A 23,589-nucleotide genomic window follows, 5' to 3' on the forward strand; every position below is an offset into this window, starting at 1 on the left:
GAACATTCCCACTGGGGTCCCGTTGAGGATTCCCATAGGGGTTCAGCACCTGGTCTGAGCTACTCCGTGCCTTCGAGGACTGACAAAAGAATTTTCGGTGCAAGTGGAACCAATTCAGGTGTGCCGGACAATACAGAGTATGAGCACCCATGCGGACGACGCTGACGACTGGGCTAAGTCGATTGCCGGTGACGGCGAGGCCTTCGGCCGGATCTTCGATCGACACCGCGACCGGATCGCACGGCACAGCTACCGCCTGGTCGCCAGCCCACATGAGGTGGACGATGTTGTTGCAGTGACTTTCGCAGAAGCGTGGCGAAGCCGAGACCGGGTACGAATTGTGGACGGCTCCGTCTTACCGTGGCTTCTCGTGACCGCCACCATGTCCGCACAGAACCTTCGCCGCTCAACCCGTCGCCACAAAGCACTTCTTGACCGGTTGCCACCATCATCGGCCACCACCGATAACACCGACCACATCGACGGTGGCCCCGCATCAGATGCTCTCCGGCAACTCGCTCTCCCCGACCGGCAGGTGATTGTGCTGTGTGTGCTGGAAGGGTTGTCGACCAGCGAAGCCGCTGTCGCGCTGGGAATCCCGGTCGGCACGACGAAGTCGCGTCTGTCCCGCGCCAAACAGCGCCTCGCACATCACATCACCCAACAAGCTCACCTGTCACTGAGCCGGCCGGAAGAAGCATAATGAACACGAACCCAGGCTCCGAACACGACCGGAACGCGGCATTGCGCAGCGAATTGGTCGCGGCCGTGAACGCCACACCCTATCTCAAACCACGGATCCAACGACGCTCGCTTGGGGCAGCGATCGCTGCTTTCGCTCTCGCCGGCGCCATCACCGGTGGCGCGATCTCCGCAACGGCGTTGTCCGCCTCGACTACGGCATCCGTAGTTGATGATTCGTCAGTGACAATCGATATTTCGACGATGGCGTCCAGCTTCGTCGGAACGCACACGAAGTTGTTCGGGACTCCTTTCATCCTGTCCGGGCACGACGAGACAGTTATCGAAATGGGGGTCCGGCCCGAGGGGGCAACATCGATCGCCGTCACCTTCCACTGCATCGACGCCGGTGAATTCACCACAGCGTTCAACGGCAAGATCGACACTCATATGTCCTGCACCCATGAAGACGCCTCCGCGAGCAAGAGATCCTCAGCAGGCATGAGCGGCCACCACGGCGTCGACACTGACGAACCACAAACCCTCACCATCAGAGCTCACGGATCGAGCCGATACATGGTCTGGGCATCCTGGGCGAGAAAGACTCCCGCCCCTGAATCGTCCGCCACGCAACTCGCGGAACTCTCCGACGGACAAGTAACTCGAGAAGAATACGACGCCGCGTTCGACCGATTCGCTAGCTGCATGACCGCAGCCGGTTACCCGATCGCGTCCACGAACCGGACAGGCACCGTCATCCAGTACAGCCTCACCGGAGAGTCCGTCGCCGCAGGCGCGGATGCCCAGTGCTACACCGCCGAATTTGAACAGGTGGACATCAGCTGGCAAATCGCGCACGAAAACACATCGGAATCCACCGAACACTTGCGGCGATGCCTCGTAGCAGCGGGAATCGAGCCCTCGGCGACGAGCAAAGAAATCGTTCAGCAGCTCAAGGACGCTGGCATCTACGACCTCTGTACCTCGTGACGTCTTCGGCGGCCTTCTTCCTTGGTCCAGCATTTCTGCGCTGCTGTGTGTAAAAGCTGGCGTTCCCGGACATGACATAGATAGGAGCTAGATTTCGAGTGAGAGGTGCGACATGTCAGATCGGTTCGATCGACTGCTTAATGCCAGCAAACCCGCGGATGTGACCGACCTCCCCGGAGTCACCGAAAGAGCACGTCAGGTCGCCGAGCGCACTGCGAACGATCGTGACACTGTGACTTCGCGGCCCGAGCGTCGACGGTTGTGGGGCGTTCTTGCGTTTTCTGCAGTCGTGGTGGCGGTCTCTGCCGCCGCCATTCCAACGATTATTTCGTGGGCGCCATGGGAGCCCGACGCTGTGATCAGTCGCGAGTTTCCGATCACAGATGGAGGCAAATCTACTGACTGTGTTGTCATCATCCGTGCAGTCCAAGCCGAAAACGCCACCGGTGCAGAGGCAGAAGCAGACCTAGAGAACGCAAGACGATTCCTGCAAGAGGAAGACTGGTCCGCGATTAGCGTCGATCTTGACGATCTCGACGCGTACCTCGACAGTATGCCGCCGGAGCAACGCGCGCTTCGGGAGGAAACCGGCATCAACCCGCCAGCGCTTCTTTCCATGCTGACATCAAACGAAGTGTCGGCCGTGTTTGAACAAGCCGGCTATCTCACCTCCTCGGTGTTCCTGGAGTCCACAGGCCGCTGCGGCGAGGTGACCAAATGACCACCACAAGTTCTAACAAGGAGCGAATCACTGCTCTGTACGTCAGCGTTTCCGGTCCGCTGTTGAACTATCTCGCCCGCCGAGTCAGCCCGGTCGAAGACGCTGCGGACCTGCTCAGTGAAACATTCATCGTTGCACATCGACGGGCCACGAATCTTCCTGCCGATGATGAGGAAGCACGGATGTGGCTGTTCGGCGTCGCACGTCGAGTGCTCGCCAACCATCACCGCGGCTCAAACCGTCGCATCGCACTCGCCGACGTCCTCCGCGCGACAATCCGGCTCTCCTACGTGGACGATCACGAGCAACATTCCGATATTCGAGAAGCGATCACGTCCTTGCCCGCCAACCAACGAGAACTCATACAGCTCATCCATTGGGACGGATTCTCAATCCGCGAAGCAGCCACACTCGTCAAAACAACGGAATCCACCGCGAGAGGACGATACGAACGAGCAAAGAAACGCCTACGCGAGCGCATGACGATGTCCGACGCAACAACAACCGATCGAATCATCTCCGCTGTCAACGCATCAGGCGTTCAGTGAGGGCTTCGTGTCCCGTTGAGGGTCCGTCTTGCGGACGCATTCCCTGCGTTTGACGCGTTTAGAATCGCTAGATGATCCCGAAACTCCACGAAGCACTCATGGGTGACGGGACGAAAATCTCGTACTCCGTCTTTGACGGTGCGGAGCCGGCGGTCGTTATCTTGCACGGACTCGGTGGCTCCCATCGAGAATTCATCGAGACAGCGCGGGCACTGCCGGGGCGCAAGGTCATCCCGATCGACCAGCGCGGCCACGGACGCAGTACGACGGTTCCGGCGGATACCTCTCGCGACGCTTTCGTGCGCGATGTGGTGAGCGTGATTGAGGCCGAGGCCCCCGGCCCTGTGGACATTGCCGGGCAATCGATGGGGGCACACACGGCAATGCTCGTCGCCGCTGACCGACCCGACCTGGTGCGACGGCTGGTGATGCTTGAAGGAAACCAAGGCGGCGGGACAGCTGAGGAACACGCCGCGTTGGGCGACTACTTTCGGTCGTGGGAGGTGCCTTTCGCCGACCGCGCGGCTGCGCTGGCAGCACTGGGTGACGGGCCGCTCGCCCACGCCCTGGTCAACGATCTCGAAGAACGCCCGGACGGTCTCTATCCGCGATTCGATGCCGAGGTGATGCAGCTCATTATCACGGGCGTGGCGCTACAACGCTGGGCCGAGTGGGAGGGCACCCACGTTCCCGCGCTCGTTATCTACGCAGACGGGGGAATTTTCTCGGAAGAACAGAAGGCCGAGTTCATCCAACGGGGCCAGAACGTTCGGCGCTTCGACCTGGCGAACGCATCGCATGACGCCCACCTTGACGCCTTCGAGCAATGGATCGACGCGCTGACTCGCTTTATCGACGTCCCTTGAGGGTTCCCAGCTGACGCGGTCGATGCGTTAGCCATGGGCCGCGTCAGCCAACGGCAGTGGTTGTCAGTGGTCCGCTCGGAGTTGCCGTTCAATCGTTCGGTAGACGGTGGATCGGGCAACGTTGAAGAGCTCGGCTATCTCCGCCGTTGAGTGGGTGCCGGCATTGTGGACCTCCATGAGGTGCTTCTGCTGCGCATTCGAAAGCTTGGGCTGCTTCCCTCGAAGTCGCCCTTTTGCCTTGGCGACTTGCATCCCTTCGCGGGTTCGCGCTCGAATCAGGTCAGATTCGAACTCGGCAACCATCGCGAGAACGTTGAACAGTAAGCGCCCGACAGGGTCATTCGGGTCGTGCACGGAACCACCGATGCTGAGCTTGACATCTTTGGCAGTTAGCTCATCGATGATGTCTTTAGCATCTCGGAGGGAGCGGGCCAGTCGATCGAGCTTGGCGACGACCAGCGTGTCGCCGCTGCGGCAAGCCGCCAACGCCTCACGCAAGCCGGGTCCGGCGCGGTTGGTGCCGGTCAATCCGTGGTCGGTGTAGATCAGTGCCGCTCTCACGCCGAGGCGTTCCAGAGCGTTTGTTTGAGCAGTCAGATCCTGTTCGTTTGTGGATACGCGTGCGTAGCCAATCAGTAATTCAGTCATGACGGGCAGACTGGCTCTTCGGCCAATCACGGTCAAGACTCGACGCGTCGAGCTTTGGTGCAGCGGTGATGGTTCCCGCTGAGCGTCATCACTCGTAGTTCATTAGTGGGCGACTAGATTGACGACATGGACATCACTTGGCTTTCCGTCGTGCTCGTGCTGGTCGTCATCTTCGCAAGCATCAGCGTCGCGGGTGCCTTGCGACGGATGGCGGATGCTGCGGAGAAGTCGGCGTCCGATCTAGCGAAGCTGGTGGCGGTACTCGACAAGTCCGATTCGCAACCCTAGAAGGTTCCCGATGAGGACATTCAATGAACAGCCACAATAGTTCGCCCCGCTCAAGGCTCCTCCGAGTGTCACTACGATCCCCTCAGGCCGAGTCTCCTTGTTCCCAAGGTCTCGGCCAGTGACGGGCAGCGACCCTAACCGCTATATGGTGGACGCCCCACCCGCTACTAGGTAGCCAACGTTCTCCGCTACCTCGAGCCGCCCTCATAAACGAGATCCCGTCACCGGATTCTCGCAAGCATACGTTGCCGAGCTGCAGGCCCACGCTCCGCGAACCGTCGACAGGGCAGGGTCATTTTCTATCTCTCTGTGTCAAAAGCAAGGGGCTATCTGGTCTGGCCGCAGCCTACTTACAGTGAGACTTACGTGCGCGCTCGCGTGCGGCCCCCACTCAAGATAAGGAGATGCCATGAGCACGAAGGTTGAAAAAAGCATCCTCGTAAACGTCCCGCTGAGCATCGCGTACAACCAGTGGACCCAGTTTGAAGAGTTCCCGCACTTCATGGGCGGAATCAAGTCGGTTACTCAACTCGATGATGAGAACCTGAAGTGGGTCGCAGAGATTGGCGGAGTTAAGCGCCAGTGGAACGCGAAAATTCTGGAGCAGGTTCCGGACAGGAAGGTTTCGTGGGCTGCAACCGAGGGCGCGACTAATGCAGGGTCGGTGATGTTTGAGGACGTCGGGGGAGGGCAGACGCAAGTTCACCTCGTACTCGAGTACGAGGCCGAGGGCTTGGTCGAGAAAGTTGGAGACAAACTCAACGTCGTGGAGAACCAAGCCGAGCGCGATCTCGACCGTTTCAAGGCCTTCATCGAGGACGAAGGATATGCGACTGGAGCTTGGCGTGGCTCGGTGGCTGGTGCCACTGCGGAGCCCGGAGTAGATGCCGCTTCAGGCTCTCGTGGCGACAGCGGAAAAGCGGGGATCTCAGGCAAGGTCGCCGCTGGTGTTGGAATCGCTGCGGCTGCCGCGGCAGCCGGCGTGGCAGCTAGCAAGAAGGGCGACAAGGACACAGCACGTGTCGATACTGACGTCACGCTGGAGTCGCCAATCGTTGAAGCTCCGGTGCGCGATCTTGATCCGACGGTCGCCGAGACGACGACGGTGCAGTCGGAGATCGTTGCGGAGGAAGACCCACTTCTGAACGGGGAACGACGCGACGGTGGGGTTCTGTAGTCCCTCTGACTCCTATTCGACTACTCGCACCGCCGGCGGCTCACCATTCGGATGGGCCGCTGGCGTTGCCGTTGCGGAGATGTGGATGATGGATCTCGACGACCTCCTGCGTTCGCTGAATGCCGGCCACACAATTACCGGGGACTCGCCACTGCACGAGGTCATGCATCGATGGAGCCAGGAAGCGCTTCGCATCACCGCGGAACTCAACAACGGGTACCGTGAACCCGCGATCGTTCGCAGATTGCTGGCTCAACTTACCGGGGCTCCAGTTGACGAATCCGTAACGGTGTTCCCGCCTTTTTATTCGGACTTCGGCAAGAACATCACTCTCGGAAAGCGGATCTTCATCAACTCGGGATGCAAATTCCAAGACCAGGGCGGCATAGTCATAGGAGACGATTGTTTAATCGGGCACAACACGGTGATGGCCACACTCAATCATGACCTCTCACCAGACCGGCGCGCGGACATGCACCCGGGCCGAATCACCGTCGGCAGAAATGTGTGGATCGGATCGAACGCGATCATTCTGCCTGGCGTGACGATTGGTGACAACGCGGTCGTTGGTGCTGCAGCCGTGGTGACGAAGGATGTACCGGAGAATGCAGTTGTCGTGGGCTCTCCCGCTCGAGTGGTGCGATACGTTACACGCTGAACCGCACGCCGATCCTGTGAGGCTTGCTTTGCAAGGTGGCGTGCTCCGGTTCAAGGGCGCCTTCACAGGTGCGATATGTATCTGTTAAGCGATCCCTTCAGGTTGCAGCCCGTCCACTAATCTGTGGGAATGACAGGTTCTCCTCCGATCGACGACATCGCGATTGGCGGGGAGACCATCCGCCTCGGGCAGTTCCTGAAATTCGCTAATCTTTCGATTCCGATGGAGACGTGAAAGAGGCGATCGTCGACGGCCTTGTGGCCGTGAATGGTGCAGTCGAACTGCGACGGGGAAGGCAGCTACAGCTGGGCGACGTCGTTAACTTCAACGGGCGCAGGGTCCGCGTCTGCCCGTGACCTCGAGCTAACAGCCCGAGCTGGGAGAGCCTGAGCGCCGGAAACCGGTGCATGTCCGTCGGCGCGCTTTCCGTAGGAAGGCCGATTTGGGGTCGAAATACTCGCGGGCAAGAAGTCGTACACGGGGTATGGGGATGACCGTCAAACTCCAATCTGTGACGTTCCGCCCCCTGAGCTCGCAGTTCGACTCAGAGTCGTTTGGGGGCGCGTTCTGCACCTGCCCAGGAACACGACGGCCGCAACAAATTGCTCGCCAGGGAACACAGCCGGATACGCCGGGAGATTGAGGCGACGAGAGTCAACAGCGAGCTTTGTGGGCTCATGGTGGAGGGGGCTCGTGAGGTGAGGTGGAAATAGCCACCAGCATTCCTTCCGACGACGCACGACTAGCCGAAATGTAGGCCTCACGTCCTTCCGGAGATGTAACGCTCTCGCACCGGGAGATGGCTCGATCCCAAGCCGTTTGTGTTGTGAGGAGTGCCGCTCTTGGCCGCAAAGCACGGGGAGGGAATCGGGCAAGCTGGCGAGTGAACCGCACAGAAGTGCTGCGCCGCAGGCGTACTGGAGTCAACCCCCAACGCGAAGTTTTTCCCACTTCTAGGTTATAGATGCCCTGTCCCCAGACGGGTTGCCTGGCCAGCAAGACGCTGTCGCCGGGAGCGATCACATCGAGACTTCAGCGATGGCCCTCCACATCCGGCCGTCAGGGTTGCAGAGAAGTCGCGCGATTGGGATGTTGACGGAAGGCCTCACCTCTGCAGGGAGGCCTTGATTGAGTTGAGGAGAACGACCTTGGGATTTTTGGTCCACGGAGCTGGTACACGATTCGAGTTCGACGATCGATTACTGGCGCACCTCAAAATAGTGATTGGTTCGAAACTTCGCCGTCAAGAGTGCTTCTACCTCAGCTGGACTCAAACTGCAGAGCAAGGGTCCGGGCGTACGTCTTTGTGGATTTCTCCGTGGACCCCTTTGCAGTTTCAATTCCGTGGCAACCGACCACCCTCCTTGAACAAGGCCTGGTTGGAGTCGCTGGCGAGCGCGTCTTTCGGACCGAACGGGCTCGTCATTACGGATGAGATGGAGCTGCCACAAGCCCCAACTCCTGTGATGGCGGAACCATAGGTGGCCCTCGACGGTACCGTCGGTATCCTCGAGCCAGAAGATGCGCAGCCAGCATGAATGCCCGCGCGGCAGGAGGGCGTCACGGCAAAGTAGGTTCAGACCCAGAAGAGATCGTCGTGTTGCCACGCGCGCGCTCTTCAATGTCGACATATGTCTGGAGGAGACGGCGCGCGCGATCGGCCTGCTCACCACCCTCCGCGGATTCCTTGATCAATGCCGAACGCATCTGATCGACCTTCTCTGATGCTGCGGCCAGCGGCGGCAGCATCGGAGTGGCGGGGTCGGTTCGGATGGACAATACACAGGGACGGTCTGACGACCATGCGCGTTGCCAGCCCGCGTTGAGCTCTTCTGTTCTCGACACACGTACTCCCTCAAGTCCGAGCAGACGCGCATATTCCTCATAAGGCACGGAAGGAAGAGTCTGACTGGCCTCGAATCGCGGGGCGCCCTCCATCTCACGCTGCTCCCAGCTCACCTCAGCGAGATCGCGATTATCGAAGACGGCGACGACATACCGGGGGTCCGACCACTCCTGCCAGTGCGCTGCAACGGTAACCAGCTCTGCTAAGCCGGTCATCTGCATTCCCCCGTCGCCGGACAGAACAGCCACGGGTCGATCGGGTGCGGTGAACTTCGCCGCCAAGCCATACGGGATGCCACATCCCATACTTGCGAGAGTTCCTGAGACATGCGCCTGTATCCCCGGCGGGAGAATGAGCTGCCTTGCGTACCAGTAGACGACGCTGCCAACGTCCAGAGCCACCCGGGCGTTGGCGGGCAAGTGATCGTTGAGGGCCCGCATCGCTGCCTCAGGATTGACGTGGTCAGTGGCCACAGCAGCGCGTTCGCCGCTTATCTTGCGCCATCTCTCCACGACATCGCGGACGTACTCGGCCCAGACCTGGTTGGATGGCGCCGAAGTGGCATCACGAAGCGCACGCAGGGTTGCAGCCGCATCTCCGACGAGTCCGACGTCGACGCGGCTGCGGTTTCCTATGGCCCTCGGATCAATGTCGATCTGCACGGTCTTCGCCTGTCCGGGAGCCGGGTAGAACTCGGTCCATGGATCGTTGGAACCGATGATGAGTAACGCGTCGCAGTCGGCGAACACTTGTGCGCTCGCGGTCGTGCCGAGGTGCCCCATGGTGCCAGCGGCATAGGGTAACCGCTCGTCAACGTAGGGTTTGCCGAGCAAGCTCGTCACTACGCCAGCACCCAAGTGCTCCGCGAAATCCTTCACTTCGTCCACCGCTTGGGCGGCACCCTTTCCGACCAGGAGTGCCGGTCGTTTCGCTGCGGCCAAAAGCGTCGCGGCTGCGGCGACGCGCTCGTCCGTCGCCCGAACAACTGGGTGGTCAAACACGGCCGTGCTCGGCACAATGCCGTGTTCATGCGGATGCTCCGGCGCAGGCTCAGTCTGTACGTCATGCGGAAGGATCACGACCGCCGGCGACCCGGAGCTGAGCGCAGCACGAAATGCACGGTCGATAACCATAGGCACTTGCTCTGCGCTCGTGACCTCTGCGATGTACTGCGCCGCAACATCAGAGAACAGAGTACGCAGATCGATTTCCTGCATATAGCCAGCACCGAGCACGCTGCGGTGCTGCTGTCCGACGAGAGCCACAACCGGAACACGGTCCAGTTTGGCGTCGTAGAGTCCGTTGAGCAGGTGCACCGCTCCAGGGCCCTGCGTAGAAATAACAACACCAACGCCGCCGGCGTATTTGGCTTCGCCAACGGCCATGAAGGCCGCGTTCTCCTCATGCCGTGCTTGCACGAACACGATATCGCTGGTGGAGCGTCGCATCGCTTCTAAGACCCCGTTAATGCCGTCTCCGCTGTACCCGTACACGCGAGTGACGCCCCACTGACCGAGACTGTCGACGACGGCATCCGAAACGGTTCGCTGCTGTTCGGCCACGACCCTTCCTTTCACATGTCCGGGGCGTTCCATCGTGATGCGGGGTGCCCCAGACGCCAGCGTGCGCCGAACATTACGCATGCGACAAGCCGTTGACGATCGAACTGGTTCCAGATAGTAGGGATCGGCGCGGCGCTGACCCGTCAATCCGGGGCAATCGACCATATGCGGACGGGGTGTGGAGAGCACCATGATTGAAGGGGCTGGCAAGGAACTGTGGACCGTCAGGGGTGGAGCAAATGGAAGCCTTCAACGCGAGGACGGCGGCTCCGTGAATTGATCAGCCCTTTGTCGTATTCGAGGCCGCCTGGCCCACGCTCGGGAGGATCGACTGGAAAGCGCGAGCAGGACCAAGATGTCGCACGCCAGCGTAAGCAGGGTAGTGCGAATCGTGATCTCTTGGCCGTCGAGGAAGTAGTCGAGGGCGGCGGTGGTGATGCTTCCCATCGCCACCACCATGACCGCGATTCTCGCCCAATTGCTGCCCTGAGAGACGAGCCACGCGAACACGAGTTCCGCTGCGAGCAGGAGGCTGCCAAGGACAAGCACCACCGTCAATACCGTTCCGGAAACCGCCGACCAGTCGCTATCGCTCGGCGCGATGCCTAGATCGTTTTCGAGCACCGTATTCCAGTCCAATCCCAGAGCCAGCAACCAGACAGCACCGAGTAGAACCCTGACGACAATGAGTCCCGCTCCGAGCGTTGTCGGTACTGGCCTGGCTGCCGTTCGTGCAGCGCGTTCGTCCTCGGCCAGTACAACTGCGGACTCGAAAGCGGGCCGCTTCGCCACGGGCATTCGGGAACTGTCGGGGTGTGGCTTGGCATGCGTTGCCTCGGTTCGAGGAACCTCGACCATTTGTCTCGCATCAATGACCGGCAGATCTCCATCGGTCCGGATCGTGTCACCACCGCCATTGCGCGAGTGATAGCCGGTGGAGAAATCCTCAATAACATCAATGCGAACATCAGCGTTACTATCCATCACCGTTCGTACGATGTGATCACGCTCAACATCGATGTCGGCGTCGATCTTATGGGTGATTTGAAGCGTGAAAAGTGAAAATCCCACCGCCCGGTCGAAGGTGCCCGCCGCAAGCCAGTCGACCCGCCTTCCCCCCGGGAGCAACCAGCCATCGGGAGTCCGCCAGAACCGGACATGGTGTCGCTTGGCCGGGTTTCCTGCCACCTCCTGCTGATAGGCGAAGTCTTGTTTTCGTCCGAAGAGGAAGAGTGGACTCACCGGCGCTTCGTCGTAGCTCCGACGGTTGAGTGTCGACATCACGATGCGCCATCCGCTGGCCAGTGTCAGACCGTCGGCTCGCGTCCATCCCGCTGCGACCAGTGCTGCGTGCAGGTCGGCTTCATCACCGAGACATGCCAGGTTGACCGGGTCTCCGAGCAAACCGTCACTCGTGCGGGCTCGGCCGATGAAGTAATTAGGGACGTAGATCGTGGTAAGTATGCGGTGAAGGCGGGGCAACACGAGATACGCAACAACCAGCCAAAACGCCAGAAAGAACAGGATGCCGAACCAGCCGAATTCGAATGACTCGCTGAGCACTAGCCAAGCCAGCCACACCACCGCGAGTCCCGCGTAAACGAAAACAAATCCGTCGAGGAGCGCATTGCCGGACAATCGCGCCGCTCTCGGAGGCGCGCCAACAGTCGGTCGCTCGACGGCGCTCATGCGGGCAGACTACCGGCCGAGCGGCAGAGGAGTGAAGGCGCCGCTGCTTGTTCGAGTGTTGAGGACCCGACGCGCTATTCAGCGTTTCCTTCGTAGCCGATGAGCCAGCAGAGACCGTATCGATCCACCACCTGGCCATCAGTCGCGCCCCACGGCCGTCGAGTCAGCGGGTCGACAACCGACCCGCCGTCAGCAAGCTTCTCGAACCATTGATGGAGGATCTGGGGCCCCGCCGTCCCGAGCAGGGCCAGTTTGATGCCTTCAACCGATACAGCCCTGTCGCCCTCGGTGATATCTGATCCCGCCAGCGAGACGGGTCCGTCGAGAACACCGTGAGCGATCGCATCCGGGGGACCATCGGTCCGACCAAAGTCCTCGAACGTGTGGAGGTTCAGCTCTCCGCCGAAAACCTGAGCGTAGAAGGTCAACGCGTCATGAGCTGTATGGGGGAAACTCACGTAGATCAGAGGGGACGACACCTCGCAAGCCTAACCTCGGGCGAAGGCCTTGGGTAGAGTCAGCGTCCCCTGAAGGCCCGTGCCCCTTGCGAGTTGTGCGATGACAACACGTCGGCGAAGCTTCGGTCCCGTGACTCAGGACCTTCCCGCCCACGGGTCGTAGTCGATCTCGAGCTCCGCCTGCTCCGGCCGCTTCTCAATGGGAACATGCTGCAGATTGACTCGAATCCGATACCAGAGTGAGCTTGAGCCGCGCATCCCGTCGACGAGGACATCTGCGGGATCCAGGAAGTCGACCACGCTAGCGTGCTGTGACTTCCATCGTTCCAGTCCCTCCAGCGCCTCGGGCTTTGTCTTCGCTCGAGCGATCTCGATGAGCGGCATTGTGGACTGGCGTCGGCCGGACCCATCCGAGGCCTTCGGAGGCTTCTCCGCAGGTCCCAGCTCCGTCGCCAAGGCGAGGAGAGAATCGAGCTGGCCTGCCGCCTGGTCGATTCCAGCGAAGGGGTCGCCACGCTCAGCGAATCGTTGGATAACGGACCGGACTGTGAAGGTTTCTGGCCGAGATATGGCGACCTCGTCCCAGTCGAGCGGTGTGGACACTCGGGCATCGGGCAACGCGCGCACCGAGTATGCCGATGCGACCGTGCGGTCCTTGGCGTTTTGATTGAAGTCGACGAATACGCTTTCGCCGCGTTCCTCTTTCCACCACCGTGCCGTTGCGAGTCCCGGAGCCCGTCGCTCCACCTCGCGTGCCAACGTCTCAGCGGCGAGACGAACGTCTCGGAATCCCCATCGCGGTTCGATGCGCGCGTAAACGTGGATGCCGCGCGACCCCGACGTCTTGGGCCAACCGACCAATCCGTGGTCTGTCAGGACGTCCCTCGCGATCATGGCCACGTCGACAATCTGGCGCCACTCCACTCCGGGCATCGGATCGAGGTCGACACGGAGCTCGTCGGGATGCTCCAGATCCTCTGCGCGCACCGGGTGAGGGTTCAGATCGATACAGCCGAGGTTCACAACCCAAGCCAGGGCGGCGGCATCTCGCACCACCACCTCCTCCGCGGAATTACCGGACGCATAGTGCAGCGTTGCGGTGTCGATCCACTCGGGTCGTTTGTCGGGCGCGCGCTTCTGAAAGAACGCCTCCTGATCGATGCCCTTCACGAAACGCTTGAGGACCATGGGCCGCCCGGCAACACCGCGCAGGGCGCCCTCCGCGACGGCCAAATAATACTCGACCAACTCAATCTTCGTGATTCCGACCTCGGGGAAGATCACCTTCTCCGGATTCGAGATTCTCACCTCGCGCCCGTCGATCTCCAACACCTGTGCGGGACTCGTCGTGGGGCTCACGTGTTCACCATAACTGTGCCGCCTCGTCGCAGGTAGCCCCTTCCATTACCGACGCCGTCCGGGTCAAAAGCGATGCGGTCGCATTAATGGTATTGGTTTTCGATATGTTCGTATTGATTAACGATAAGAGGCTGTCATGACCCGCACCGCGATCGTTTTGTCGAAGATCTTCATTCTGCTGATGGTGGTCGCCGGACTCTTCGTGCAATTCGTGATGATTCCCATTCAAACGTCGGAGTCGGCGGCGGATAGCCCCGACCTGGCATTCCTGCGCCTGCCGCTCCTCATCGCTGGCATTCTCTTCGTGCTCTGCGGACAAGTTGTCCTCGCGTGCGTGTGGATGTTGCTGTCCCTCGTTCGCCGAGAGGCTATCTTCACCACACGCGCATTCAGATTCGTCGACACCATGATCGGTGCGCTCCTCTTGGCGGCGGCGGTCATCGTCGCGGCACTTCTCACCATGGAACTCACGGCAGACGCGGGGGAGCCGGGATTCTTCGTTCTCGCGCTCGGCGTCGCCTTCGGCTGCGCGGCTCTCGCCCTCGTCGTCTTCGTCATGCGGGGTTTGCTTGTCAAAGCGTCCGAGCAGGCACGCTACCTCGACGAGGTGGTCTGATGGCCATCGTGGTCAATCTCGACGTTGCGCTGGCACAACGCAAAATGAGCGTGACTGAATTAGCGGATGCTGTTGGCATCACTGTCGCAAACATCTCCATTTTGAAAAACTCCCGAGCGAAGGCCGTCCGGTTCAGCACCCTCGACGCAATCTGTCGGGTGCTCGACTGCCAACCGGGTGACATCCTCGAGTGGGCTCCCGACCGCTAAGGCCTCATTTGGTGAAAAACATGGCGCCCGGAGATGGTTCCTCAATATGCTCTCGTCCATGCCCCTCGTGATCTCGGCCATCTCCCTCATCCTGGTGATCGGCGCCCTCGTCGACATCATCACGCGCCAAGACACGCAGGTGAAGCACATGCCGAAGATCGTCTGGGTGCTGCTTGTCGTCTTCCTGCCGCTGATTGGAAGCGTGCTCTGGTTCAGTCTCGGTCGGGAGTACGAGCGGTCGAATGGCGACCGCCCGCGAATTCCCGTCCAGGTGTCGCGCCGGCCGCGCGACACTCCAGGTCGCCCTGTGGCGACGCCGACCGCTCGGGTTCGAAGCACCGAGGAACAACTTGCCGACCTTGAACGAGAGATCGAGTTTCATGAGAAGCAGGCGCGGATCGAGCGACTGCAGCGTGACGTCGAGGAGCGCCGCAAGCCGGACTGAGGCCCTTCGCGAAAGCGTGCGCACTCCTGCGCAGAAATCTGAGGGTTCACCCCGGAGGCGGCGACGTGCAGGGGCCACTACGGTGCGAGAGAACCGGGGCCGAAGGCGCACCGTGGTTTGCGCGTGCGTGGCACCCGTTCCTTGCGATGGGAGTCCGAAATGGACCGTCGACTCAGGTGCCGTCTGAGATTTCACAAGTGGGTCATGAAACAAGATTCACCGGACGTGCACCGCTACTGGGGATGTCGGTACTGCAACGCCACCCGCGACCTTGAGAATCGCCCCACCCACATCACGTTCATGGGTTGAGGGCTCGGATCGAATTTGTTGCATAGAACAACTTGTGCCGATCGGCTGTCATCCGTACGCTCGAATCATTCCCACCTCCTTCGGCACCAGCGCCGAAGCTTGTCGAGAGGCGTTCGAAGATGAACAGTTCCCGTACCGCAGTCAGGCCTGCCCAGTGAGCATGGACCACCGACGCGGATCAGCCGAGGTCACGGTCGTTGGGCCAGATGGAGCACCCCTCGCCAACGCCGACGTGACCGTCGAGCAGACCCGCCATGCATTCACCTTCGGCAACATCGGATTCGACTTCATTCCGCTGGCCAACGCCGAGGCCGCAGCGAGCGCTCCTCCGTCAGCATTCGGCGCGGCGGCCGTCGAGGGACTGGCCGAACTCTCCGATCTCTGGCTTGACCTCTTCAACACGGCGACTCTCCCGTTCTACTGGCGTGGTTTCGAGCCGGAAGAGGGGGCACCCGACACCGAGCGTCTGCTTCGCACGGCACGGTGGTTCGCTGACCGCGGTGTCTCTGTGAAGGGACACCCGTTGACCTGGCACACACTGGCGCCCGAATGGCTCGTCGATCGTCCGATCGACGAGATTGAGCAGCTGCAACGGGGTCGAATCCAGCGTGAGGTGTCGAACTTTGCGGGCGTTATCGATACCTGGGATGCCATCAACGAAGTGGTGATCATGCCGGTGTTCACGGCGGAGAAGAATGGCATCACCCGGTTGGCGCACAGCATCGGACGCATTCCGATGGTGCGGTTGGCGTTCGAGGAAGCCCGCAACGCCAATCCCTCTGCGACCCTGATCCTCAACGATTTTGACCTGTCGAGCGCATACGAGTGCCTCATCGAAGGGGTGCTCGAGGCAGGCATCCAGATAGACGCAATCGGGCTGCAGACCCACATGCACCAAGGGTACTGGGGCGAAGAGAAGATGCTCGCCATGGTGGATCGCTTCGCTCGCTACGGTCTGCCGTTACACCTGACCGAGACGACACTGTTGTCTGGCCACCTTATGCCGCCCGAAATCGTCGACCTCAACGACTATCAAATACCGGCCTGGCCATCGACTCCTGACGGCGAGGCACGGCAGGCCGACGAGATCGAGCGGCACTACCGGTCGCTCGTCGGGCACCCGGCCGTGCAGGCGATTACCTACTGGGGCCTCACCGATGACGGTGCCTGGCTGGGCGCACCCGGCGGACTAGTGCGCGCTGATGGCTCTCCCAAACCGTCCTATGACGCGCTCAAGGCGCTGATCAAAGGGGAGTGGTGGCTGCCGCGCACCGCTTTGCGCACTGACGCGGACGGGAAGCTCGAGCTCTCAGGATTCTTCGGTGAGTACGCCGTGAGTGCACACGGGCACACCGCGAACGTGACGCTGACGGCTGCGTCCACGAACACGGAAGCCCGGCTGGTATGACCAGCCGGGCGACCGTGCTTGCTTCGAGTTGTGCTCGACCGTTGCGCGCTGAGCGGTTAAGCTGCGGCGGTTGTGCCGGATGTGTTCTCCGTCACAGCGGCACCCTCCGGCGAGGCCGGGTTGAGCGCGTTCTGCAGCGCCGCTTCGGCTTCGTCGTTGTCGATGCCGAGGGAGAGAGCGATCTCGGTGACGAGCGGTCCCTGCGCGTGGCGAAGGAGATCACGCTCGGCGAGTGACAGGCCCTTGTATTCGCTGCGTCGGGTGAGGTCGCGAACGACACCGGCGACCGTGAAGATATCACCGACCTTGAGCTTCTCCTGGTTGTCCTTCATGCGACGAGACCATTTGTCTTCCTCGTCGATGGTCGGGGCACGGAGAACCTCAAACAGGGCCTTCATGTCTTCAGCGCCCAGGACGGCGCGAATGCCGACCTTCTCAGCGCTGGCGAGAGGAACGCTCACCTCGAGCTTGGAGTCGTGTACCTCGAGCTTGAGGTATTCAATCTCGTTTCCCTTGACGGTGCGCGAGAAGATCGACGTAATAGTGGCGGGACCGTGTACTGGGTAGACGACGGTTTGGCCTTCGGAAAACTGCATGGAATGTACCTCCGGGTGCGCGTGAGCGCCACACTCAACCTCAGCGATCGACGAAACGAAAGTCTCTCCGACAGCTGACAGTCGTCCCAACTCCCGGCGGACAGGACAGCGGGTCCGACGGGGTGCATGGGCGCGCGGGCAGTTGAATTCACGTGGGTGAAAGCGACTGGAGTCGCGAGCTTGGCTGGTTCAATTCTCTCACATCAGGCCGACAGCTTCCTGAGCAGACTGCTGGTGCAGGCGGTGTGACCGAAACGAAAACCGTCAGGACAGCATCCGTCGCATGATCACGCGTGGGAACCCGCCTGACACCGATTGGGTGTCGGCGACCTTGCGGAAACCGGCCCGCTCAAACATCACTCGGGTTCCGACAAACGCCATGGTGAGGTCGACGCGCTCGCCGTCGTTGTCGACCGGGTAGCTCTCGACGCCGGGCGCACCCATGCTTTTCGCGTAGTCGACGGCGCCAGTGATGAGTGCGTCGGAGACGCCCTGCTTGCGAAAGCCCGGCCGGACCCGAATGCACCACAGCGACCAGACCGGGAGGTCGTCAAGGTGCGGAATGCGGCGCGAATGTTCGATGGGGTGAAGCTCTGTGCGTGGGGCGATTCCCGCCCAGCCGACCACCTCGCTGTCGCGGTAGGCGAGGACGCCAGGGGCGTGGTCGCGGGCCACCAGCTCGCGGACCTTGTCAGCGCGATCGGTGCCGGCGAGCGAGCGATTCTCGGCGGAGCTAAGTCGCCAGGAGAGGCACCAGCAGACCGAGGACTGAGGGTTCCTGGGCCCGAGCATCGTGGCCACGTCGGTGAAGGAATCCGCAGGGCGGATCGTGAGCTGCTGCATCGCGCACCTCCAGGCGAACCAGTGTCGGTATATCGTGTCACGGGCGCCGGGGGAGTGGAAGAGAACCTGCAGGGTGCTCGGCTACCCTTGGGGAACACATGCGTTCAAAGCCGGGTGGGCCTTGTGCGATATCCCACCTGAGAGGACGACTGGCATGAGCCTGATCCGACTGAATGACGTCACTGTTCGATTCGACTCGATGCAGGTGCTGCGCGAGGCCTCGTTTCGCCTGGAAACCGGGGACCGCGTTGGATTGATCGGCCGAAACGGCTCGGGTAAGTCGACTCTTCTGAAATTGATCCTCGGTCAGGTCTCTCCGGATGCGGGGACGCTCACGCTGGATAACGGCATCCGCTTGGGATATTTTTCTCAATTCTCTGAGCTGGACGGAACGGCGACGATCACCGAGGTTTTGAACGACGTGTTCGCATCCATTCGAGAGGTGGAAGCTGAGCTCGCGTCGATCGACGCCCACATCGCTGCTGATCCTTCGGCGGACCTGACGTCGCTGATCACCCGCCAGGGTGAGCTGTTCGAGGAGATGGACCGGCTGGACGGCTGGGACTACACCCGCCGAATCGACGAGGCGCTGACCCGGCTGGGCTTCAACGACGCACATCGTGTGTGCCCGATCGACCAGTTGTCAGGCGGATGGCGGAACCGGGCCGCGCTGGCCAAGCTGGTTCTCGAGCGACCGGATGTGCTGCTGCTCGACGAGCCCACCAACTTTCTCGACGTCGCCGGAGTCGAGTGGCTTGAAGCGTGGTTCCGTGACTTCCGTGGTGCCGCGATCATCGTGTCGCACGACCGGAAGTTTCTTGACACGGTGGTCACCCGCATCGTCGAACTCGAAAACTTCCACCTCCACGAGTATCCGGGCAACTTTGGCGAGTACGTCGTGCAGAAGCAATTCAGGCTCAAGACGCTCGAGGCACAGTTTGTGCACGAGTCGGAGCTCCTCGCCTTCGAGGCCGAGGGCATCGCCGATCGACGGGAAGCGGCCAAGGCGGCAAGCCGTGGGCTCGACAAGAAGTTGTCTGGCATCAAGAAGTCACGCGCGCCACGACCGGTCGACCAGATCATCACCGAAATCTACGGCGGGCTGCACGTGAAGGATGTGCTGTGTCGGGTGACCGGACTAACGAAATCGTATGGCGAAAAGGTGCTGTTTAGAGACCTCACCTTTGAACTGCGCCGGGGGAACCGCATCGTTGTGCACGGTTCGAACGGAAGCGGAAAGTCAACGCTCCTGCGGGTGCTCACAGGTGAAGAATCGGCGGATTCCGGAGAGGCCGTGTGGGCCAAGGGGAGCGGCGTTGTCTCCTACAACCAGATGCTCGCCGATCTTGATCTGGATGACACGATCACCCACGCCGTCAACGCGGCGCCGGGGAGCCTCGCCTTCGCGGCCACTCGCAAGTCGGTGGCACGGTTCCTTGCGATGTTCCAGTTCTCGGAAGACGATCTCAAGCAGCGCATCGGCAACCTGTCGGGTGGGCAGCGCGCTCGAGTGGCTATGGCGCAGTGCCTGTTGTCTGGTGCGTCCGTGCTCGTGCTCGATGAGCCCACGAACCACCTCGACCTGGCGAGCACCCAGGTGATGGAGCGGGCCCTCGTCCATTTCCCCGGCGCTGTCGTTGTGGTCAGTCACGATCGTTTCTTCAGTGACAAGGTCGCCAATCGCAAGATCGAGTTCGGCGTTGACGGTGCTGACGCCGGTGAACTGGTCGTCCGAGCCGCGTAGCGCTGGTGCGACCTCGACGCGACAGTCGGTGGTCGACGGTAGCGTGGCCGCATGAGTTCGCCCGCTAAGACCTGTTCGATTGAGGACACCCGCGGCGGTCGTTGCGGGCTGCCGGCCGAGGCGCAGGCTCCGCTCAGTGTGTGCAGCCACCACCTTGCGCTCGCCTCCCAGTGGGCAGACCGAGAATACGGCGTAACCGACGCCCTCGAGTCGCCCTGCATTGCGTGCGGATCCCGGCTGGGCGTTCGATACCCCTCGGGATGGTTGTGCGCCGTGTGCGAATGGAAAGTCGGCGACTTCCCCGACGCCGAAGTGATCTCGGCACGGGTTGACGTGGTCTACTACCTCCGGTTCGACGACCGGATCAAGATCGGAACGTCGTCGAACCCCCGAAGCCGACTGGGCAACATCGTTCACGACGAGCTGCTCGGCTTCGAGCTGGGCGGCCGCCAACTCGAGCGCCGGCGTCATACCCAGTTCGCGAGCCATCGCCTGCACTCCAGCGAATGGTTCGCGGTACACGACGCGCTGCTCCGGCACATCGGAGTCGTGACCGCTGGCGTCGACGATCCGTGGCTGCTCTACAAACGCTGGGTCAGCGAGAAGATCGCGCTGCAGGGATAGCGAAGCTCTGGACAACCGCTCTGCTGGCCGGTAAGCACACCTGACTGCGAAGATGGAACCATGACCGGCACCCTGAACATCACCGGCGACGCGAATGCCGACGCCCTCCTCTCCACTGACCCACTCGCGCTTCTCGTCGGGATGCTCCTCGATCAGCAGGTACCGATGGAATCGGCATTCGGGGGTCCGCTGAAGATCAGCGACCGGCTCGGATCGTTTGACGCTCAGTCAATCGCTGGCGCAGACCCCGATGCGTTTGCCGACCTGTTCAAGACCCCTCCGGCGGTTCACCGCTATCCCGCCAGCATGGCAGGCCGTGTGCAGGCGCTCTGCCAGGCCATCGTTGACGAGTGGGACGGCGACGCTGAATCTCTCTGGACGAAAGACCTCCCGGACGGCGCGGAGGTCTTCCGTCGGCTGAAATCGCTTCCGGGCTTCGGCGATCAAAAGGCGAAGATTTTCGTGGCGCTCCTCGGCAAGCAGTACGGCTTCACGGGCGACAGCTGGCGTGAGGCTGCGGGGGCATACGGCGAACCGGGAAGCCACCGCTCTGTCGCCGACATCGTCGACCCTGATTCGCTCGCGAAAGTACGGGAGACGAAGAAGATCGCGAAGGCCGCCGCTAAACGCAAATAGGGCCTACCGGCGTGTTCTGAGAACGTGATTCAGGAAATCGGTGACGGATGCTGTCACGTGCGCAGCAACATCCGTCGCCTTAAGAGGCGATGACGCCAGGACCTTCATGCCGTGGTCAGCGCCCGCGACGGGAACCACGCGCACGGTCGATGTATCGGCGATCTCACGCTCCAGATCGATGGCCGTGCCAAACGTGTCGCGGTCGCCCTGCAGCACGAGGGTGGGAACGGTGGGGAGGAGCAGCTCGTCTCGCCGGGTCTTCTCCGGCTTGCCCGGAGGATGCAAGGGGAAGGCCAGACAGATCACTGCAGCGGCTTCGAGGTCATCAGCGGTACGGCAGGCGACTCGGGCACCGGCGCTCCGGCCGCCCACAACCAGCGGCACGCCAGACGCAAGCTCGAACACAGCACCGGCTGTCTCACGCCACGCGATGTCGAGAGCGGCCGGCCGCGGTGCGATCTTCTTGCCGGCGACTCGCCAGGGTTGCTCATACCGGGCGACGGTGAATCCCTCGGCGGGCAGCTGCTCTGCGAGGGCGACCAAATCAAGAGCACCGATTCCGCCGCCGGCGCCGTGGCCGAGCCACACCACAGCGCGGGGAAGGGCCGCCTCGCTGACGGTGAGCCGCCCGGGGCCGAGCGAGGTCGGCACGTCGATGATCATGGACTCGAGGGTACCGAACGGGTTGCGTCGACGTCAGTGGGTATCGGCGTTGTGCCTGGTCGCGGCGCGGTGAGTGCGCCAGGCTCGCCACGCACCGGTTGACCAGAGCGCCCAGAGAACGAGCAGCGGTTGGAACAGGAGCCGGATTCCTCGGCTCAGATCGTCGTTGAGGCCGAATGAGTCGGTACCGGTGGTGAACTGTGAGATGTTGCCAGGGAACACCGCCACGAAGAAGGCCACGACGATCCAGCCGACCGGAACTCGCCAGCGCCACAACACCAGAAGAGCGAGGCCAAGCAGGATTTCGACAATGCCGGAGGCGACGACCACAAAATCGGCCTCGAGCGGAAGCCACGTCGGCACTTGTGCCTGAAACGCATCTCGAGCGACGGTCAAGTGGCTGACACCGGCGGTGAGGAGAAAGCCACCGAGGATGATCTGCCCGAGAGTCGCGGCTGGAGAATTGCGACGCACCGGCGGTGGAGTGGCAGCCGCTGTCATCAGCGGGACTGACGTCGTTTGCCGGGCCGCGGCTGGCCCTTCACCGCCGGAGCCCTGCCCTTGCCTTTGTTCGCCTTCGCTTTGCCGCCGGCGGGCTGGGGCTTGTTCTGAACCGACGCTGCGGTCTCGGCGCGTTTACGCTGCTGGTCGGCCAGCAACGCTTCTCCGGCAGGCGTGAGCGTCGTGGTTGGTGCATCCATATCGAACAGGGGTGTACCGAGTTCGCTCTCAAGCTCGCGCACCGAGGCAATCAGCGTCGACCGCGGAATGTTGAGGTGTTTCGCCGCATGCGCGAAGTGAAGTTCCTCGGCAGCAGCGACAAAACGCCGGAGCGCGATCGTGTCCATGGTCTCGTTTCTGTGTGCCGAGAGAAACGCGGCACAGCCCAGCGTACGGGTACGCCTGCGATCGCGCCCGCAGCCCTGCCGTTACGGTGCCGGCGCGGTGCCGTCGGTCGGCTCCGGAGTGGGGAGGATTCCTTCGTCACCGGTCTCCGCGCTGCGCGACTCTTCGCCGGTCAGCGTCTCCGGAGTCTCGGGGTCGTGGGTGGTCTGCCCGGTCTCGGTGAGCGGGCTGGTGACGTCGTCGGTGAAGTTTTCGCTATCAGTCATGACGTCACGCTACGGCCCTGGGTGAGAAGCGCTCAAGGGCTTGCGAGCGCGATCGTTTTCAGGCACTCACTCTAGATCGACCGGCGTGAAGGTACGAGAAACTTGAAGCCGCGGTGCGATCCCACGAAGCCGAGTCGCTCGTAAAAACGGTGAGCATCGGCCCGTGCTTCGTCTGAGGTGAGCTGCACAAGGCCCGCGCCGAGCGTCGGTGCCGCGATTCCGGTCACCCACCGCATGATTGCGCTGCCGATACCGCTCGAACGCTGAGCGCTGGACACCCGCACCGCTTCCACGAGCAGGCGGGTGGCGCCCTGCCGAGCCAGTCCCGGGATTCCGGTCAGTTGTACGGTGGCGACGACCGTGCCGTGCTCATCCTCCGCAACAAGCAACTCGTTCGCCGGATCGGCCAGCACATCCGAGAGCGCGGTCGCGTATGCCGGCGTGTCTGCGGCGTCGGCCCGATCACCTCGAGCCGCGCTGATCGGGTCATCCGACATCAACCTGATCAGCGCCGCCAGGTCGTCGCCAGTTGCGCGCCGGAGCGTCACCTCGCCAGAACGCGCGGTCAGGGCAGTGGGAAGGCTCAGCGCTGCAATCACTCGCCCAGTCTGGCACCGGCTTCGAGGCTAGAAGTCACTTCCCCGTGAGTCGTACCCCTTCGGGTAAACGCGACCGGGTGGCTTCGCTGGAGTCGAGCGCTGCGCCCGCGTCGCGCGGTACGGCTGACCGTCCGTCGGGTTGGCTGCCGGTAGCCAGTTCGAGAGGATGCTCACCTCCGGAACCACGACCTTCTCGGCCTTGCGCATGTTGCTTTTCTCGTCCGCCGGACGAGCCTCATCTGTGCCGACTCTGCGAACCGGCCCCCATGCCTTGCTCATACCCTCACCGTACGC

General features: G+C 61.8%; 28 protein-coding genes and 1 pseudogene. 16 read left to right on the forward strand and 13 right to left on the reverse strand.

Annotated elements, in window-relative coordinates; genetic code table 11:
- Window positions 1-139: 139 nt before the first annotated feature.
- The 5 genes from L1277_RS02100 (at window position 140) to L1277_RS02120 (ending at window position 3,806) form a co-directional block, all read left to right on the forward strand.
- The gene (locus L1277_RS02100; protein ID WP_253374694.1) at window positions 140-703 is read left to right on the forward strand and encodes an RNA polymerase sigma factor; all 564 of its coding nucleotides are present in this window, start codon (window positions 140-142) and stop codon (window positions 701-703) included.
- Window positions 703-1,671, forward strand: a complete 969-nt coding sequence (locus L1277_RS02105; RefSeq protein WP_253374695.1) for a hypothetical protein — start codon at window positions 703-705, stop codon at window positions 1,669-1,671. Before L1277_RS02100 ends, L1277_RS02105 begins: the two co-directional genes overlap by 1 nt.
- Window positions 1,672-1,831: 160 nt before the next feature.
- Window positions 1,832-2,392: a hypothetical protein gene (locus L1277_RS02110; protein ID WP_253374696.1), complete on the forward strand. Its 561-nt coding sequence runs from the start codon at window positions 1,832-1,834 to the stop codon at window positions 2,390-2,392.
- Window positions 2,389-2,940: an RNA polymerase sigma factor gene (locus L1277_RS02115; protein WP_253374697.1), complete on the forward strand. Its 552-nt coding sequence runs from the start codon at window positions 2,389-2,391 to the stop codon at window positions 2,938-2,940. The genes L1277_RS02110 and L1277_RS02115 overlap by 4 nt, the downstream gene beginning before the upstream one ends.
- A 71-nt stretch (window positions 2,941-3,011) precedes the next feature.
- A complete protein-coding gene (locus L1277_RS02120) occupies window positions 3,012-3,806 on the forward strand; it encodes an alpha/beta fold hydrolase (RefSeq protein ID WP_253374698.1) in 795 nt (264 codons plus the stop codon).
- A gap of 63 nt (window positions 3,807-3,869) precedes the next feature.
- Here L1277_RS02120 and L1277_RS02125 read toward each other — a convergent pair whose 3' ends face one another.
- Window positions 3,870-4,454 carry a recombinase family protein gene (locus tag L1277_RS02125; protein WP_253375264.1) on the reverse strand — a complete coding sequence of 195 codons (585 nt, stop codon included), beginning with the start codon at window positions 4,452-4,454 and terminating at the stop codon, window positions 3,870-3,872.
- Window positions 4,455-4,580: 126 nt separating this feature from the next.
- Here L1277_RS02125 and L1277_RS02130 point away from each other — a divergent pair, with 126 nt between their 5' ends.
- The 4 genes and pseudogenes from L1277_RS02130 to L1277_RS02145 all read left to right on the forward strand — a co-directional run bounded on the left by L1277_RS02130 (window position 4,581) and on the right by L1277_RS02145 (window position 6,933).
- Window positions 4,581-4,742 (forward strand): hypothetical protein, encoded by a 162-nt coding sequence (locus L1277_RS02130; RefSeq protein ID WP_253374699.1) that lies wholly within the window; start codon window positions 4,581-4,583, stop codon window positions 4,740-4,742.
- A gap of 409 nt (window positions 4,743-5,151) precedes the next feature.
- On the forward strand, window positions 5,152-5,919 hold the full coding sequence (locus L1277_RS02135) for an SRPBCC family protein (protein WP_253374700.1): 768 nt from the start codon (window positions 5,152-5,154) through the stop codon (window positions 5,917-5,919).
- A gap of 88 nt (window positions 5,920-6,007) precedes the next feature.
- Entirely contained in the window at window positions 6,008-6,577 is a 570-nt protein-coding gene (locus L1277_RS02140) for a DapH/DapD/GlmU-related protein (protein ID WP_253375265.1), read from the forward strand.
- A gap of 129 nt (window positions 6,578-6,706) precedes the next feature.
- Window positions 6,707-6,933, forward strand: a pseudogene (locus tag L1277_RS02145) (RNA-binding S4 domain-containing protein).
- 1,204 nt (window positions 6,934-8,137) lie between these two features.
- On the opposite strand, the gene L1277_RS02150 reads toward L1277_RS02145, so the two are convergent.
- From L1277_RS02150 to ligD, 4 genes are all read right to left on the reverse strand, one after another.
- Window positions 8,138-9,985 (reverse strand): thiamine pyrophosphate-requiring protein, encoded by a 1,848-nt coding sequence (locus L1277_RS02150; protein WP_253374701.1) that lies wholly within the window; start codon window positions 9,983-9,985, stop codon window positions 8,138-8,140.
- A 249-nt stretch (window positions 9,986-10,234) separates the two neighbouring features.
- On the reverse strand, window positions 10,235-11,674 hold the full coding sequence (locus L1277_RS02155) for an LssY C-terminal domain-containing protein (RefSeq protein WP_253374702.1): 1,440 nt from the start codon (window positions 11,672-11,674) through the stop codon (window positions 10,235-10,237).
- A 74-nt stretch (window positions 11,675-11,748) separates the two neighbouring features.
- Entirely contained in the window at window positions 11,749-12,153 is a 405-nt protein-coding gene (locus L1277_RS02160; protein ID WP_253374703.1) for a VOC family protein, read from the reverse strand.
- A 114-nt stretch (window positions 12,154-12,267) separates the two neighbouring features.
- Window positions 12,268-13,491, reverse strand: a complete 1,224-nt coding sequence (ligD, locus tag L1277_RS02165; RefSeq protein WP_253374704.1) for a non-homologous end-joining DNA ligase — start codon at window positions 13,489-13,491, stop codon at window positions 12,268-12,270.
- Window positions 13,492-13,627: 136 nt separating this feature from the next.
- On the opposite strand from ligD, the gene L1277_RS02170 reads away from it, so the two are divergent.
- The 4 genes from L1277_RS02170 (at window position 13,628) to L1277_RS02185 (ending at window position 16,478) form a co-directional block, all read left to right on the forward strand.
- Window positions 13,628-14,107, forward strand: coding sequence for a DUF2975 domain-containing protein (locus tag L1277_RS02170; RefSeq protein WP_253374705.1), 480 nt, complete (start codon window positions 13,628-13,630; stop codon window positions 14,105-14,107).
- Window positions 14,107-14,316 carry a helix-turn-helix transcriptional regulator gene (locus L1277_RS02175; protein ID WP_253374706.1) on the forward strand — a complete coding sequence of 70 codons (210 nt, stop codon included), beginning with the start codon at window positions 14,107-14,109 and terminating at the stop codon, window positions 14,314-14,316. The genes L1277_RS02170 and L1277_RS02175 overlap by 1 nt, the downstream gene beginning before the upstream one ends.
- Window positions 14,317-14,374: 58 nt before the next feature.
- Window positions 14,375-14,761: a PLD nuclease N-terminal domain-containing protein gene (locus L1277_RS02180; RefSeq protein ID WP_253374707.1), complete on the forward strand. Its 387-nt coding sequence runs from the start codon at window positions 14,375-14,377 to the stop codon at window positions 14,759-14,761.
- 469 nt (window positions 14,762-15,230) lie between these two features.
- On the forward strand, window positions 15,231-16,478 hold the full coding sequence (locus L1277_RS02185; protein WP_253374708.1) for an endo-1,4-beta-xylanase: 1,248 nt from the start codon (window positions 15,231-15,233) through the stop codon (window positions 16,476-16,478).
- A gap of 56 nt (window positions 16,479-16,534) precedes the next feature.
- On the opposite strand, the gene L1277_RS02190 is transcribed toward L1277_RS02185, so the two are convergent.
- Window positions 16,535-17,074, reverse strand: a complete 540-nt coding sequence (locus L1277_RS02190) for a CarD family transcriptional regulator (protein WP_253374709.1) — start codon at window positions 17,072-17,074, stop codon at window positions 16,535-16,537.
- Window positions 17,075-17,338: 264 nt separating this feature from the next.
- Window positions 17,339-17,917, reverse strand: a complete 579-nt coding sequence (locus tag L1277_RS02195) for a GNAT family N-acetyltransferase (RefSeq protein WP_253374710.1) — start codon at window positions 17,915-17,917, stop codon at window positions 17,339-17,341.
- A 154-nt stretch (window positions 17,918-18,071) separates the two neighbouring features.
- On the opposite strand from L1277_RS02195, the gene L1277_RS02200 reads away from it, so the two are divergent.
- The 3 genes from L1277_RS02200 to L1277_RS02210 are packed head-to-tail and all read left to right on the forward strand — an operon-like array spanning window position 18,072 to window position 20,921.
- Window positions 18,072-19,661, forward strand: coding sequence for an ABC-F family ATP-binding cassette domain-containing protein (locus L1277_RS02200; RefSeq protein WP_253374711.1), 1,590 nt, complete (start codon window positions 18,072-18,074; stop codon window positions 19,659-19,661).
- Between the two features lie 51 nt (window positions 19,662-19,712).
- Window positions 19,713-20,285, forward strand: coding sequence for a GIY-YIG nuclease family protein (locus L1277_RS02205; RefSeq protein ID WP_253374712.1), 573 nt, complete (start codon window positions 19,713-19,715; stop codon window positions 20,283-20,285).
- Window positions 20,286-20,345: 60 nt separating this feature from the next.
- On the forward strand, window positions 20,346-20,921 hold the full coding sequence (locus tag L1277_RS02210; protein ID WP_253374713.1) for an HhH-GPD-type base excision DNA repair protein: 576 nt from the start codon (window positions 20,346-20,348) through the stop codon (window positions 20,919-20,921).
- A gap of 3 nt (window positions 20,922-20,924) precedes the next feature.
- Here the strand turns inward: L1277_RS02210 and L1277_RS02215 are convergent, their stop codons facing one another.
- The 6 genes from L1277_RS02215 to L1277_RS02240 form a co-directional block, all read right to left on the reverse strand.
- Window positions 20,925-21,584 carry an alpha/beta family hydrolase gene (locus tag L1277_RS02215; protein WP_253374714.1) on the reverse strand — a complete coding sequence of 220 codons (660 nt, stop codon included), beginning with the start codon at window positions 21,582-21,584 and terminating at the stop codon, window positions 20,925-20,927.
- Between the two features lie 33 nt (window positions 21,585-21,617).
- Window positions 21,618-22,085, reverse strand: a complete 468-nt coding sequence (locus L1277_RS02220; protein ID WP_253374715.1) for a hypothetical protein — start codon at window positions 22,083-22,085, stop codon at window positions 21,618-21,620.
- A complete protein-coding gene (locus L1277_RS02225) occupies window positions 22,085-22,432 on the reverse strand; it encodes a LysR family transcriptional regulator (RefSeq protein ID WP_253374716.1) in 348 nt (115 codons plus the stop codon). The genes L1277_RS02220 and L1277_RS02225 overlap by 1 nt, the downstream gene beginning before the upstream one ends.
- An 81-nt stretch (window positions 22,433-22,513) precedes the next feature.
- Complete coding sequence (locus L1277_RS02230) at window positions 22,514-22,696, reverse strand: hypothetical protein (RefSeq protein ID WP_253374717.1); 183 nt, start codon at window positions 22,694-22,696, stop codon at window positions 22,514-22,516.
- Window positions 22,697-22,767: 71 nt separating this feature from the next.
- The gene (locus tag L1277_RS02235; protein WP_253374718.1) at window positions 22,768-23,295 is read right to left on the reverse strand and encodes a GNAT family N-acetyltransferase; all 528 of its coding nucleotides are present in this window, start codon (window positions 23,293-23,295) and stop codon (window positions 22,768-22,770) included.
- Window positions 23,296-23,322: 27 nt separating this feature from the next.
- On the reverse strand, window positions 23,323-23,574 hold the full coding sequence (locus L1277_RS02240; protein WP_253374719.1) for a hypothetical protein: 252 nt from the start codon (window positions 23,572-23,574) through the stop codon (window positions 23,323-23,325).
- Window positions 23,575-23,589 lie beyond the last annotated feature (15 nt).

This window comes from Okibacterium sp. HSC-33S16 (assembly GCF_024171565.1).
Lineage (GTDB): Bacteria > Actinomycetota > Actinomycetes > Actinomycetales > Microbacteriaceae > Mycetocola_A.

Excerpts from the sequence above, each read along its gene's own strand:
- L1277_RS02115 (WP_253374697.1), top strand. The coding sequence starts at position 2,389 with ATGACCACCACAAGTTCTAACAAGGAGCGAATCACTGCTCTGTACGTC.
- L1277_RS02205 (WP_253374712.1), top strand. The coding sequence starts at position 19,713 with ATGAGTTCGCCCGCTAAGACCTGTTCGATTGAGGACACCCGCGGCGGT.
- L1277_RS02120 (WP_253374698.1), top strand. The coding sequence starts at position 3,012 with ATGATCCCGAAACTCCACGAAGCACTCATGGGTGACGGGACGAAAATC.
- L1277_RS02155 (WP_253374702.1), bottom strand. The coding sequence starts at position 11,674 with ATGAGCGCCGTCGAGCGACCGACTGTTGGCGCGCCTCCGAGAGCGGCG.
- L1277_RS02135 (WP_253374700.1), top strand. The coding sequence starts at position 5,152 with ATGAGCACGAAGGTTGAAAAAAGCATCCTCGTAAACGTCCCGCTGAGC.
- L1277_RS02105 (WP_253374695.1), top strand. The coding sequence starts at position 703 with ATGAACACGAACCCAGGCTCCGAACACGACCGGAACGCGGCATTGCGC.
- L1277_RS02230 (WP_253374717.1), bottom strand. The coding sequence starts at position 22,696 with ATGACTGATAGCGAAAACTTCACCGACGACGTCACCAGCCCGCTCACC.
- L1277_RS02180 (WP_253374707.1), top strand. The coding sequence starts at position 14,375 with ATGCCCCTCGTGATCTCGGCCATCTCCCTCATCCTGGTGATCGGCGCC.
- L1277_RS02190 (WP_253374709.1), bottom strand. The coding sequence starts at position 17,074 with ATGCAGTTTTCCGAAGGCCAAACCGTCGTCTACCCAGTACACGGTCCC.
- L1277_RS02240 (WP_253374719.1), bottom strand. The coding sequence starts at position 23,574 with ATGAGCAAGGCATGGGGGCCGGTTCGCAGAGTCGGCACAGATGAGGCT.
- L1277_RS02195 (WP_253374710.1), bottom strand. The coding sequence starts at position 17,917 with ATGCAGCAGCTCACGATCCGCCCTGCGGATTCCTTCACCGACGTGGCC.
- L1277_RS02210 (WP_253374713.1), top strand. The coding sequence starts at position 20,346 with ATGACCGGCACCCTGAACATCACCGGCGACGCGAATGCCGACGCCCTC.
- L1277_RS02185 (WP_253374708.1), top strand. The coding sequence starts at position 15,231 with ATGGACCACCGACGCGGATCAGCCGAGGTCACGGTCGTTGGGCCAGAT.
- L1277_RS02170 (WP_253374705.1), top strand. The coding sequence starts at position 13,628 with ATGACCCGCACCGCGATCGTTTTGTCGAAGATCTTCATTCTGCTGATG.
- L1277_RS02140 (WP_253375265.1), top strand. The coding sequence starts at position 6,008 with ATGGATCTCGACGACCTCCTGCGTTCGCTGAATGCCGGCCACACAATT.
- L1277_RS02130 (WP_253374699.1), top strand. The coding sequence starts at position 4,581 with ATGGACATCACTTGGCTTTCCGTCGTGCTCGTGCTGGTCGTCATCTTC.
- L1277_RS02215 (WP_253374714.1), bottom strand. The coding sequence starts at position 21,584 with ATGATCATCGACGTGCCGACCTCGCTCGGCCCCGGGCGGCTCACCGTC.
- L1277_RS02200 (WP_253374711.1), top strand. The coding sequence starts at position 18,072 with ATGAGCCTGATCCGACTGAATGACGTCACTGTTCGATTCGACTCGATG.
- L1277_RS02100 (WP_253374694.1), top strand. The coding sequence starts at position 140 with ATGAGCACCCATGCGGACGACGCTGACGACTGGGCTAAGTCGATTGCC.
- L1277_RS02125 (WP_253375264.1), bottom strand. The coding sequence starts at position 4,454 with ATGACTGAATTACTGATTGGCTACGCACGCGTATCCACAAACGAACAG.
- L1277_RS02175 (WP_253374706.1), top strand. The coding sequence starts at position 14,107 with ATGGCCATCGTGGTCAATCTCGACGTTGCGCTGGCACAACGCAAAATG.
- L1277_RS02220 (WP_253374715.1), bottom strand. The coding sequence starts at position 22,085 with ATGACAGCGGCTGCCACTCCACCGCCGGTGCGTCGCAATTCTCCAGCC.
- L1277_RS02225 (WP_253374716.1), bottom strand. The coding sequence starts at position 22,432 with ATGGACACGATCGCGCTCCGGCGTTTTGTCGCTGCTGCCGAGGAACTT.